This is a genomic window from Streptomyces sp. NPDC056948 (assembly GCF_042674225.1).
Taxonomy (GTDB): Bacteria; Actinomycetota; Actinomycetes; order Streptomycetales; family Streptomycetaceae; genus Streptomyces; species Streptomyces purpurascens.
In genome coordinates, this window is the sequence record NZ_JBHUQX010000306.1 from 1 (window position 1) to 11693 (window position 11693).

Below are 11693 nucleotides of genomic sequence, written 5' to 3' on the forward strand. Positions count from 1 at the left end.
GCGCGCGAGCGTCCTGGAGGACCGCCGGGTCCTCGAGATCGAGGCGACGGTCCCGGTGCGGGCGCTGACCGCGGGGGCGGACAAGACGGCGGACGCTTCGGCGGAGGCCTCGGCGGAGGGGGACGAGGCACCTGCCGCTCAGGCCCTCACCGTCGAGGAGGAGCCGGCGGTTCCCGCCGTCTTCTCGCCGGAGGGCTCCCGGCTGTTCCTGCGTGCGGCGGCCGCGCTCGCCCGGTTCGACGCCGACACGGCCCCGGACCCGGACGGCGGCCCGGACGGTGGCCCGGACGGCGATGGCGACGGTGTCCCTCAGGACGACGAGGACGAGCCCGCGCAGGAGGAGAAGGACGAACAGCCGGACCTGCGGGAGCCGTCGCACGAGGACGAGCCGCAGGAGCGGTCCGAGGCGGTCGACGGGCACGAGCGCGCGGCCGTCGGCACGTCCGCCCAGGACGACACCTCCACGAGGGCCGAGACCGAGCGATCCCCGCAGACTGCCTCTTCAGGTCATTACACGGTGCCGACCGCGGTGGCCGTCGCGCCGCAGACGCCGGTGCGCCGCCCGGTGACCGAGGGCGGTTTCGACTTCTTCGGCGCGAAGCGGGAGACGTCCCGCGCCGCCCTGGAGGCCGTGCAGAACGAGGACCTGGCCGATGTCGTCGGCCAGGAGGCCCTCGCCCTGCACAAGGCCGAGGCAGAGGCCCGGTACAAGCCCGCGGACGAGGCGTCGCGCGGGATCGGCCAGGTCATCGACCTGACCGTGCACGACGAGACGGAACAGATCGACGTGCAGGGGCTGCGCAGCGCGGTTTCCTGAGGCGCGCCTTTCGGTTTCGGCCGCCTTTCGGTTTCGGCCGCCTTTCGGTTCGGCCGGTCACGCCATCCAGCGGTCCGGCCGCGCGTCCCTGCGCCCGGTCCGGGACCGCTCCGCCTGCCGGGCCAGCAACTCACGCGCCTCGTCCGCGTCCCGCAGCCGCGCCCTCACCACCTTGTTCGCGCCCGTGTCCACACACACGTCGGCCACGCCCCGGGCCCGCTCCCAGGGCCCCTGCGTCATCCGTACGCTCTGCACCTTGGCGTGCGGCACCAGCGCCAGGCTCCGCGCCAGCAGCCCGGAGCGCGCCGCGAACACCGTGTCGGTGACGGCGAGTCCGTACCCCCGCCACCACACCGGCACGCACCACCGGGCGCGGCGCGGCGACGGCGACAGAGCCGCGCGCTCCGGCACGGTCACCCCGGGCAGCACCAGCGCGACGACGGTCTCCGCGAGCTCGCGCGGAGCGACCGGCACCAGCACGGAGTTGGACGAGCCCGCCACATCGAGCTCCACACGCACCCAGCCGCGCCGCCGCCACAGCAGCGGCTCCACGATCCGCACGGTCTGCACGCGCCCCGGCGGCACCGTCTCGTGGGCCCGGTCCAGCAGGCCGTGGTCGATGCGCAGCCCGTCGGGCGACTCGCCCACCGTCCAGTCGTACTCGCCGACGAACCGCCCCACGCTGCTCGCGCCCGCCGCGCCCAGCAGCGGCAGGGCGACCGCGAGGACCGTCCACAGGCTGTGGGTGACCAGCCACAGCACCGGCGGGACGACGAGCGCCGCGGCCAGCGACCCCCAGGTCGCGCCCGTCAGCACCAGCGACAGGGCGAGTACACCGGTCGGCACCCGCAGGAGCTGCCGGGACGGTGCCTCGCCGACCTCGTGCGCGGTCTCGGGCGCGAAGCCGGCCGCCCGGGCGAGCAGTTCGGCCCGCAGCGTCCGTGCCTCGTCCGCGCCCAGAAAGGCCAGTTCGTCCTTCTTGTCGGTCCCTATGACGTCGAGTTTCAGCTTGGCGACGCCCGCGACCCGGGCGAGCAGCGGCTGGGTGATGTCGATGGCCTGGATCCGCTCCAGCCGGATGTGCGCGGTGCGCCGGAACACCAGGCCGGTGCGGATGCGCAGTTCGGTGTCGGTCACCGCGAAGTGCGTGAACCACCAGGAGCAGAAGCCGTAGAGGGCGGCGGCCGGGACGATCACGGCGAGGCCGATCAGCAGCGTGGTCGTCGTCAGCCGGGTCAGATGGCGCTGCGCCCCGTCGGGGTCGTGCACGGCCCAGCCGATGAGCACGGCGACCGGTGCCCAGGCCCGCCGCAGCGGTGTGACGGGATGCAGCCGCCGCTCGGCCACGCCGCCGGCGGCCTCCGCGGCCTCGGTCGCCTCGGGCGTCGTCACAGCCCCGCCGATCGGGCCTCGCCCAGCTCGGTGAGCCGGTCGCGCAGCCGCTCCGCCTCGGCCGGGTCCAGGCCGGGGATGGTCGCGTCGGTGGCCGCGGCGGCCGTGTGCAGTTGCACGCTGGCCAGCCCGAAGTGCCGCTCGACGGGCCCGGAGGTGACCTCGACGAGCTGCATCCGCCCGTACGGCACGACCGTCTCCTCGCGCCACAGCACGCCCCGGCTGATCAGCAGGTCGTCGGCGCGCTCGGCGTACCGCCAGGAACGCCAGTTGCGGTCGATCATCACCCAGCCCCAGGCCATCAGCGCCAGCGGCAGCACGGCGAAGACGGCCCAGGCGGGCCCGGCCAGCAGGCCCGGCAGCAGCCCGGCGGCCAGGGCGATCAGCCCCAGCCACACCACCAGCAGCAACCGCCGCATCTTCAGCAGCCCGGGCGGCAGCGCGATCCACACCGGCCCGTCCTCGACCGCCCCCGCCGTGCCCTCGACCGCCGTGCCCTCGACCGCCGTGCCCTCGGCCGCCGCGCCCTCGACCGCCGCCGTCGGCCCCGTCTCGTGCGGACTCCCCGTATCCATGAGGCCAGCGTACGTAGGAGAGACTGTGTCCATGACTCCTACGACGGAGACCATGGTCGGAATCGGCGGCGCCGCGGAGAGCACCGACATGGTGCTCAACATCGGACCCCAGCATCCCTCCACGCACGGCGTGCTGCGGCTGAAGCTCCTCCTGGACGGCGAGCGCATCACGCACGCGGAGCCGGTGATCGGCTATATGCACCGCGGCGCGGAGAAGCTGTTCGAGGCGCGCGACTACCGCCAGATCATCATGCTGGCCAACCGCCACGACTGGCTGTCGGCGTTCTCCAACGAGCTGGGCGTGGTCCTCGCCGTGGAGCGGATGCTCGGCATGGAGGTTCCCGAGCGCGCGGTGTGGCTGCGCACGCTGCTCGCCGAGCTGAACCGGGTGCTCAACCACCTGATGTTCCTCGGCTCGTATCCGCTGGAGCTCGGCGGGATCACCCCGATCTTCTACGCCTTCCGGGAGCGCGAGGAGCTCCAGCACGTCATGGAGGAGGTCTCCGGCGGGCGGATGCACTACATGTTCAACCGGGTCGGCGGCCTCAAGGAGGACCTGCCGGCCGGGTGGACCACGCGCGCGCGTGCCGCCGTCGCGGACGTGCGCTCGCGTATGGACCGGTTCGACGACCTGGTGCTCGGCAACGAGATCTTCCGGGGCCGCACCCGGGGCGTCGGCAGGCTCACGCCCGAGGCCGTGCACGCCTACGGGGTCAGCGGGCCGATCGGGCGCGGCTCGGGCGTCGACTTCGACCTGCGCCGGGACGAGCCGTACCTGGCCTACGGCGAGTTGGGCGACGTCCTGAAGGTGGTGACCCGGCAGGAGGGCGACTGCCTGGCCCGCTTCGAGTGCCTCCTGGAGCAGACGCACAACGCGCTCGACCTGGCCGACGCCTGCCTCGACCGGCTCGCCGAGCTGCCGCCGGGGCCGGTCAACCAGCGGCTCCCGAAGGTCCTGAAGGCCCCCGAGGGCCACACCTACGCGTGGACCGAGAACCCCCTCGGCATCAACGGCTACTACCTGGTCAGCAAGGGCGAGAAGACCCCGTACCGGCTGAAGCTGCGCTCGGCCTCGTTCAACAACATCCAGGTGCTGACGGAGCTGCTGCCGGGGACGCTGGTCGCGGACATGGTGGCGATCCTGGGGTCGATGTTCTTCGTGGTCGGGGACATCGACAAGTAGGTCCCGGCCTGTGGGCCCTCAGTCGGAGAGCACGTCGGGGATGCCCACCGGCTGCACCAGCCACCCGAAGTCGCCCAGCCCTCCCGCCGCCGTGAGCTCGGCGGCCTCCCCGGCGCTCGCCAGGGCCCGTACGTAGGCGGCGGGGTCGGTGGACGCGAGAGTGAGCGGGGGGCGTGCGCCGGTCACGCCCAGGGCGTGCAGCGCCTCGCGCTGGGGGAGGAGCCGCCCGCCGGGCAGTGCGCACGCGTCGAGCGCGACATGGGCCGTGATGTCACAGGAGCCGTCCGGTACGGCGGTGGTCTCGCGGCCCTCCCGGAACCCGGTGAGCGTCCCGAACGGCGGCCGCGCATCCGCCGTGTGCCCGTAGTCCACGGCGACGGCGAGCCCCCGGTCGAGCGTGGCGGCCGCCGCGGCCCAGGCCTCGTCCCTGGTCAGGCCGATCTCGGCCCGCAGCCCCGCCTCGCCGGGCAGCGGCCACCACCGCTGAAGCCACCGCGCCTGATCCCCGTCGACCGGCTCCCCGAGCCGCTCGCTCCCGTCCTCCCGGACCAGCACCAGCCGGGCCGTGCCCGCGGAGTCCACCTCCGCGACCTCCACCGGCACGTTGTCCAGCCACTCGTTGGCGAACAGCAGCCCGGTGATCCCTTCCGGGGGCGCGGCCAGCCACTCGATCCGGTGATCGAGCCCCCCGGGCCGCCCGGCGATCTCGACGGCGTACGCGCGCGTGCGGGCCGCCACCTCGGCCGGGAGCGCGGCGAGCACCCCGCCGGCCAGCTCGCCCCGCCCGGCCGCCATGTCGACGAAGTCCAGCACCGCGGGCCGCCCCAGCGCCTCGTCGACCCGGCACAGCAACCGCGCCACGGCCCCGGCGAACAGCGACGACGCGTGCACGGACGTACGAAAGTGCCCGGCCGGCCCCTCATCACGCCGGTAGAACCCACCCGGCCCGTACAGCGCCCCCTCCGCCGCCGCCAGCCACCCACGCCACTCGTGCAACTCGCGCTCCCCGGCCCTGGTCCCTGGTGTCACCGGGCCAGGCTAAGCGCACACAACGAACGCAACTCCACCTTGCGGAGTACGTGCGCCCGGTGCGGATCGGTCCTCCGGTTGACCCCTGCACCTATCGCGCTTCCCTACGCTGGGTTACGTGCAGCGCCTCTATGACTTCCTCCGCAGGCACCCGATGTGGGTCGACGGCTCCTGGGCCGTGGTCCTCCTCGGGATTTCCGTGGTCGGCGGAGTGGCGGGCGGATACGGCTCACCGGCCGCCGCCGTTCCACTCACGATTCTGTTGTGCCTGGTGGTCGCGCTGCGCCGCCGCCTGCCGGAGCAGATGCTGCTGCTCGCGACCGCGGTCGGTGTGGCCCAGCTGATCACCGACGTGGAGCGGGGTCCCGCCGACTTCGCCCTGCTGGTGATCGTCTACACGGTCGCGGCGGAGGGCGCGCGCTGGGCCTCCCGCTTCGCGCTGGGCGCCGGCCTGTGCGCGGCCCCCGTGTCCCAGCTCCGCTGGCCGAGCGACCAGACGAACGTCGCGGGGAACATCGCCCTGACGGTCTTCATGGCCGTGCCGTTCGCCCTCGCCTGGGTGCTCGGCGACTCCATCCGCACCCGCCGCGCCTACTTCGCACAGTTGGAGGAGCGGGCCGCCCGCCTGGAGAAGGAGCGCGAGGCACAGTCCAAGGTCGCCGTCGCCGCCGAACGCGCCCGGATCGCACGCGAGTTGCACGACGTCGTCGCGCACAACGTCTCGGTGATGGTGGTCCAGGCCGACGGCGCCGCCTACGTCCTCGACGCCGCTCCCGACCAGGCGAAGAAGGCCCTGGAGACCATCTCCTCCACCGGCCGCCAGGCCCTCGCCGAGATGCGCCGCCTGCTCGGCGTGCTGCGCACCGGGGAGCACCAGGAGGCCGGCGAGTACGTGCCGCAGCCCGACGTCCAGCAGATCGAGGACCTCGTCGAGCAGTGCCGCGCTTCCGGACTGCCCGTCGACTTCAAGGTCGAGGGCACCCCCCGGCCGCTGCCCAGCGGCGTCGAGCTCACGGCGTACCGCATCGTGCAGGAGGCGCTCACCAACACCCGCAAGCACGGCGGGCCCAACGCGGGCGCGAGCGTGCGCCTGGTGTACTTCGACGACGGCCTCGGCCTGCTCGTCGAGGACGATGGCAAGGGCGCCCCGCACGAGCTGTACGAGGAGGGCGGTTTCGACGGCCAAGGCCACGGCCTCATCGGCATGCGCGAGCGGATCGGCATGGTCGGCGGCACCCTGGACGCCGGACCGCGCCCGGGCGGAGGATTCCGCATCAGTGCCCTGCTGCCGCTCAAACCCGCCAACTGACGCCGGCACACGTCCCTCGCTGACACCTGTAACGCTGCCACCGGCAACGCTCCCACCTGTAACGCTCCCACCGTAAAAGAGACTTGGAAGAGGCCCCGATGACGATCCGCGTGATGCTCGTCGACGACCAGGTGCTGCTGCGCACCGGGTTCCGGATGGTGCTCGCCGCCCAGCCGGACATGGAGGTCGTGGCGGAGGCGGGCGACGGGGTCGAGGCCCTCCAGGTGCTGCGGTCGACCGAGGTCGACGTGGTGCTGATGGACGTCCGCATGCCGAAGCTCGACGGTGTGGAGACGACCCGCCGGATCTGCGCCGACACCGACCCGCCGAAGGTGCTCATCCTGACCACCTTCGACCTCGACGAGTACGCCTTCTCCGGGCTGAAGGCGGGCGCCTCCGGCTTCATGCTCAAGGACGTGCCGCCCGGTGAGCTGCTCGCCGCGATCCGTGCCGTGCACAGCGGGGACGCGGTCGTGGCGCCCTCCACCACCCGACGGCTCCTGGACCGCTTCGCACCGATGCTGCCGGGCACCGCGAAGCAGCCACAGCACCAGGAACTGGAGCGGCTCACCGGCCGCGAGCGCGAGGTCATGGTGCTGGTCGCGCAGGGCCTGTCCAACGGCGAGATCGCGGCCCGGCTCGTGCTGTCCGAGGCGACCGTGAAGACCCACGTGGGCCGCATCCTGACCAAGCTGGGCCTCAGGGACCGGGTGCAGGTCGTGGTGCTGGCCTACGAGACGGGACTGGTACGGGCCGGCGGGCACGGCTGAGCCGAGCGGCGACCGGTCGGCTCCCGTCGGCTATCTGAGGATCCCCTCCAGGAACTCGCTGCCGAGCCGGGCCACCACCGTCACATCAAGCTGGTGCAGGACGTAGCGCCCGCGGCGGCGGGTGGTGAGCAGGCCCGCCTTCTTCAGCACGGCCAGGTGCCGGGATATCTCCGGGGCCGTCATGCCGTGCGCCTGCGCCAGCTCGCCCGTGGTGTACGCGCTGCGGGCCAGATTGCGGCACATCCGCATCCGCACGGGGTGGGCCAGCGCGGTCATGCGCAGGGCGAGCTGTTCGAGATTGGGCGGGGCGGCGAGCTCGGGGGAGCCGACCGGGTAGTGCAGCACCGGCTGCCAGTCGTACCGGTGCAGGACCATCAGATGCGGCCAGCCCAGGCTCGTCGGGACGAGCAGCAGGCCGCCGTCGCCGGTGGACGTGCCGTCGTCGCCGCCCAGCTTGTCGACCGTGATCCGGGCCGCCGCCTCGTCGAGCGTGATCGCCGGGGACACCGCGGCCAGTGCCTCGGCCATGTGCTTGCGCCGGAAGAGGTCCGTCTTCAGCCGCGCGTCCGCCGCGAGCTGATGGCGCAACCGGGACCAGGCCTCCGCGAAGAACGCCTCGTCGCAGTCCTGGAGGAACTGCCGCAGCCAGGCCCGGATCGAGGGCGGGTCGGCCAGCAGCCGCCGGCTGAACCGCACCTGCTGGGGTCCGCGCGCGGCGGCCAGGTCCAGGGCGCGGCGGCGCACCTCGGGGTCGGACAGCGCGGTGGGCCCGCACGAGCCGTACCCGACGGCACAGGTGAACTCCAGGGCCGCGTCCACGAACTGTTCGTCCGACAGCTTGTCGAGCAGGTCCAGCTCCTCGGCGAGCGTGCCGCCCGGGAGCGTGCTCCGGCCCGGGACGCCCGCGAAGGGCATGAACAGGTCCGAGAACGTCGACCGCCACAGGAAGTCGGCCTCGCACATCCGGTCGGCCAGATGCGGGTCGAGCCGGGCGGTCACGCCCGTCACCCAGCCCTGGAGGCCCGGGTGGTGCCCCGGCTCGGACAGCGCGTGCAGCGCCATGCCGAGCTCGGCCAGGGGGGAGGGCACGACGGCGATCCTCTCCGGCCGCAGCCCCGTGATGTCGATGTGCACGCTCATGCCTTCATGGTGCACTCCGCCACTGACAACGCCCCCGTCGATTGACGGGGGTCGTCAATCGACGCGACTTCGCCTCCGGAGCGGGCGCAGGGTGGGAGCACCGGGGCAGCCGCGGAGCCTTCGGACCTCCATCACCCCGACCCGCCGAGGCGATCCATCATGAGCATCACGCAGCAGTACCTCCTCGACCTCTACCGCGCCCAGCAGCACGGCGAGCCCGCCCCGCCCGCACCCGGCACCCACGACTGGCAGGTCGTCCGCGAGTGGCGCGACGAACGCCGCTTCCGCGCGGACCTGGCCGAGCACCCGGCCCGCGGGCGAAAGCGCATCCGGAACGCGCTGGGCCGGTGGCTGCGCCCTCGACGCCGCTTCACCGGCTGACCGCTCCGGCCGCCGGCCGACCGCTCCTACGCGCGGCCGGCGGCCTGCTGTCCGTCTGCGGCGGGTGCTCGCCGTCGGTCCGCGCCGGCCTGCCTCTGCTGTCCGTCCCCGGCTACCTGCCACCCTCCCCGGGCAACCGGGCCACGAACTCCGCGACCGCCGTCCGCACGTCCTCGGCGGTCCACTCCAGCCCGGCGGACCGCACGCTCACCTCCGTGCGGGCCAGGCCCGGACCGCCCCGGCCCCAGGCGGCGGCGAACAGGAAGACACCCGTCTCCTCGGCCGTCCTGACCGCCGCCTCCCCGACGACGTCCGCCTCGTACGGCAGCCAGACCTGGAAGTCGTGGGTGTGCGGCACCTCCGGGTGCACGCGTGCCCAGGGCACCCCGGCCGCCGCGAACCCCTCGCGCAGGGCGGCGGCCACCACGCGCGCGTGGGCGACGTACTCCGGCAGCCGGGGCAGCTCCCGCTCCAGTCCGGCCAGTGCCGAAAGGGCCGTGGGGAACTGCTGGAAGACCAGACCGCCGTACCGGTGCCGCCAGGCCTTCGCCTCCTCCACCAGTTCCTGCGGGCCGGCGAGGGCCGCGCCGCCGAACCCCTCCAGGGACTTGTAGAACGACACGTAGACGCTGTCGGCCAGGCCCGCGATCTCCTCCAGGGACCGGCCGAGACGGACGGTGGACTCCCACAGCCGGGCCCCGTCGAAGTGCACCACCGCGTCCCGCTCCCGCGCGGCCTCCACCACCTCCGTGAGCTCCTCCCACGAGGGCAGTACGAAACCGGCGTCCCTGAGGGGCAGTTCCAGCATCAGCGCCCCGAAGGGCTCCTCGAAGTCGCGCACCTCGGCGGCGGAGGGCAGCCGCGGCTCGTCCGTCACACGCACCGGGCGCAGACCGCCGACCTCGCTGAACGCGTTCCGCTCGTGCACCTCGGGATGGCTGAGCGCGTGCAGGGCGACCGTCGGGTTGCCGGTACGGCCCGCCCAGCAGCGCAGGGCCACCTGCTGGGCCATGGTGCCCGTCGGGAAGAACGCGGCGGCCTCGGTGCCGAGCAGCCCGGCGACCTTCGTCTCCAGCGCCTCGACGACCCCGTCGCCGTACACGTCGGACAGCTCGTCCAGGTCGTACAGGTCCTCCACCCCGGCCAGCTCCGCCAGGCGCTCCCGGAGCGTCTTGTGGAAAGCGAAGCGCGCGAGCACCCGCCGTGCGCCGCGATGGGCGGCCAGCCGCCGCTCACGGAGCCCTGCGCGCCGCTCCTCGTCCTGTTCCGTCGTGTCAGTCATGCCCCGGATCCTGCCTCGCGCGCGTGTGTGCGAGCACCCGCAATTCCTGCACACCCTGTGGACGACCGAACACCCCTCGAACCGATCGCGTTAACATGACGAGAAATCGTCCGGTACCCGGAGCGGACTGGAACGGGAAGGCCGCCGTCGAGTGAACACAACCCCACTGCCAGAGCCCAAGGACCGCCCCGCGCGGCTCACCGTCGGCGTCGTCGGCGCCGGCCGCGTGGGCCCCGCCCTGGCCGCGGCCCTGCAGCTCGCCGGGCACCGTCCGGTCGCCGTCTCCGCGGTCTCGGACACCTCCCGGCGCCGTGCCGCGCAACTGCTGCCCGACGTGCCCGTGATGCCGCCCGCCGAGGTCCTCCAGCGGGCCGACCTGGTCCTGCTGACCGTTCCGGACGACGCCCTGCCCGACCTGGTCGCCGGACTCGCCGACACGGGGTCCGTACGGCCGGGCCAACTGCTCGTCCACACCTCCGGGCGCTACGGCGCGCAGGTGCTCGACCCCGCCCTGCGCGCGGGCGCCCTGCCGCTGGCCCTGCACCCCGCGATGACCTTCACCGGCACGCCCGTGGACGTCCAGCGGCTGGCCGGCTGCTCCTTCGGCGTCACCGCGCCCGAGGAACTGCGGCTGGCCGCCGAGGCCCTCGTCATCGAGATGGGCGGCGAGCCGGAGTGGATCGCCGAGGAGAACCGGCCGCTCTACCACGCGGCACTCGCCCTGGGGGCCAACCACCTGGTCACCCTGGTCGCCCAGTCCCTGGAGCTGCTGCGCACGGCCGGGGTCGCCGCTCCCGACCGGATGCTCGGCCCGCTGCTCGGCGCGGCCCTGGACAACGCCCTGCGCTCCGGCGACGCGGCCCTCACCGGCCCGGTCGCGCGCGGCGACGCGGGCACGGTCGCGGCCCACGTCACCGAGCTGCGCCGGCACGCCCCGCAGGCGGTCGCCGGCTACGTGGCGATGGCCCGCGCGACCGCCGACCGGGCGCTGGCCCACGGCCTGCTGAAGCCGGAGCTCGCCGAGGACCTCCTCGGGGTACTCGCCGACGGGACCGACGGCACCGACGGCACCGAAGGGGACGCCCGATGACCACCACTCTGCTGAGCACCGCAGGCGAGCTGCACGCACGCGTGCGGGCGGGCCGCCGCGCCGTGGTGATGACCATGGGCGCTCTGCACGAGGGCCACGCCACGCTGATCCGCACCGCGCGCGGCATCGCGGGCCGGGACGGCGAGGTCGTCGTCACCGTCTTCGTCAACCCGCTGCAGTTCGGCCAGGGCGAGGACCTCGACCGCTATCCGCGCACCCTGGACGCCGACCTCAAGCTCGCCGAGGAGTCCGGCGCCGACGTCGTGTTCGCCCCCGCCGTGGACGAGGTGTACCCAGGTGGCGAGCCCCAGGTCCGTATCACCGCGGGCCCCATGGGCGAGCGCCTGGAGGGCTCGGCCCGCCCGGGCCACTTCGACGGCATGCTCACGGTCGTCGCCAAGCTGCTGCACCTGACCCGTCCCGACGTCGCCCTGTACGGCCAGAAGGACGCCCAGCAGCTCGCCCTGATCCGCCGCATGGTGCGGGACCTGAACTTCGGCGTGGAGATCGTCGGCGTCCCCACCGTCCGGGAGGACGACGGCCTGGCCCTGTCCAGCCGCAACCGCTACCTCTCGCCCACCGAGCGGCGCACCGCCCTCGCGCTGTCCGGTGCCCTCTTCGCGGGCCAGGACCGGCATGCCGCGCAGGAGGCGCTGCGGGCCCGGGCGCGTGAAGTGCCCGCCACGCGCGCGCGTGCCGAGGCGCTCAGCGCCATCGGCGAGTCC

Annotated in this window: 12 protein-coding genes; 7 read left to right on the forward strand and 5 right to left on the reverse strand. The window is 73.7% G+C overall.

Annotated elements, in window-relative coordinates; all coding sequences use genetic code 11:
- A partial coding sequence (locus ACFTZL_RS31430) for a hypothetical protein (protein ID WP_382589479.1) occupies positions 1-817 on the forward strand: 817 nt, incomplete at its 5' end.
- A 57-nt stretch (positions 818-874) separates the two neighbouring features.
- On the opposite strand, the gene ACFTZL_RS31435 is transcribed toward ACFTZL_RS31430, so the two are convergent.
- Together ACFTZL_RS31435 and ACFTZL_RS31440 are read right to left on the reverse strand one after the other, a co-directional pair.
- Positions 875-2209: a PH domain-containing protein gene (locus ACFTZL_RS31435; protein WP_382589482.1), complete on the reverse strand. Its 1335-nt coding sequence runs from the start codon at positions 2207-2209 to the stop codon at positions 875-877.
- Complete coding sequence (locus ACFTZL_RS31440; RefSeq protein WP_382589485.1) at positions 2206-2784, reverse strand: PH domain-containing protein; 579 nt, start codon at positions 2782-2784, stop codon at positions 2206-2208. Before ACFTZL_RS31440 ends, ACFTZL_RS31435 begins: the two co-directional genes overlap by 4 nt.
- 31 nt (positions 2785-2815) lie before the next feature.
- Here ACFTZL_RS31440 and ACFTZL_RS31445 point away from each other — a divergent pair, with 31 nt between their 5' ends.
- On the forward strand, positions 2816-3967 hold the full coding sequence (locus tag ACFTZL_RS31445) for an NADH-quinone oxidoreductase subunit D (RefSeq protein WP_382589488.1): 1152 nt from the start codon (positions 2816-2818) through the stop codon (positions 3965-3967).
- Positions 3968-3985: 18 nt separating this feature from the next.
- Here ACFTZL_RS31445 and ACFTZL_RS31450 read toward each other — a convergent pair whose 3' ends face one another.
- Positions 3986-4996, reverse strand: coding sequence for an SAM-dependent methyltransferase (locus ACFTZL_RS31450; protein WP_382589491.1), 1011 nt, complete (start codon positions 4994-4996; stop codon positions 3986-3988).
- A 118-nt stretch (positions 4997-5114) separates the two neighbouring features.
- On the opposite strand from ACFTZL_RS31450, the gene ACFTZL_RS31455 reads away from it, so the two are divergent.
- Together ACFTZL_RS31455 and ACFTZL_RS31460 are read left to right on the forward strand one after the other, a co-directional pair.
- Positions 5115-6305 carry a sensor histidine kinase gene (locus ACFTZL_RS31455; RefSeq protein ID WP_382589494.1) on the forward strand — a complete coding sequence of 397 codons (1191 nt, stop codon included), beginning with the start codon at positions 5115-5117 and terminating at the stop codon, positions 6303-6305.
- Positions 6306-6403: 98 nt separating this feature from the next.
- Positions 6404-7075, forward strand: coding sequence for a response regulator (locus ACFTZL_RS31460; protein WP_382589498.1), 672 nt, complete (start codon positions 6404-6406; stop codon positions 7073-7075).
- 30 nt (positions 7076-7105) lie between these two features.
- On the opposite strand, the gene ACFTZL_RS31465 is transcribed toward ACFTZL_RS31460, so the two are convergent.
- Complete coding sequence (locus ACFTZL_RS31465) at positions 7106-8215, reverse strand: DUF5937 family protein (RefSeq protein WP_382589501.1); 1110 nt, start codon at positions 8213-8215, stop codon at positions 7106-7108.
- Positions 8216-8374: 159 nt separating this feature from the next.
- Here ACFTZL_RS31465 and ACFTZL_RS31470 point away from each other — a divergent pair, with 159 nt between their 5' ends.
- Entirely contained in the window at positions 8375-8596 is a 222-nt protein-coding gene (locus ACFTZL_RS31470) for a hypothetical protein (protein ID WP_382589504.1), read from the forward strand.
- Between the two features lie 112 nt (positions 8597-8708).
- On the opposite strand, the gene ACFTZL_RS31475 is transcribed toward ACFTZL_RS31470, so the two are convergent.
- Positions 8709-9878: a threonine aldolase family protein gene (locus tag ACFTZL_RS31475; RefSeq protein ID WP_382589507.1), complete on the reverse strand. Its 1170-nt coding sequence runs from the start codon at positions 9876-9878 to the stop codon at positions 8709-8711.
- Positions 9879-10029: 151 nt separating this feature from the next.
- Between ACFTZL_RS31475 and ACFTZL_RS31480 the strand changes: the two genes are divergently transcribed.
- Positions 10030-10968 (forward strand): Rossmann-like and DUF2520 domain-containing protein, encoded by a 939-nt coding sequence (locus tag ACFTZL_RS31480; protein WP_382589509.1) that lies wholly within the window; start codon positions 10030-10032, stop codon positions 10966-10968.
- A partial coding sequence (gene panC / locus ACFTZL_RS31485) for a pantoate--beta-alanine ligase (RefSeq protein WP_382589512.1) occupies positions 10965-11693 on the forward strand: 729 nt, incomplete at its 3' end. The genes ACFTZL_RS31480 and panC, both read left to right, overlap by 4 nt.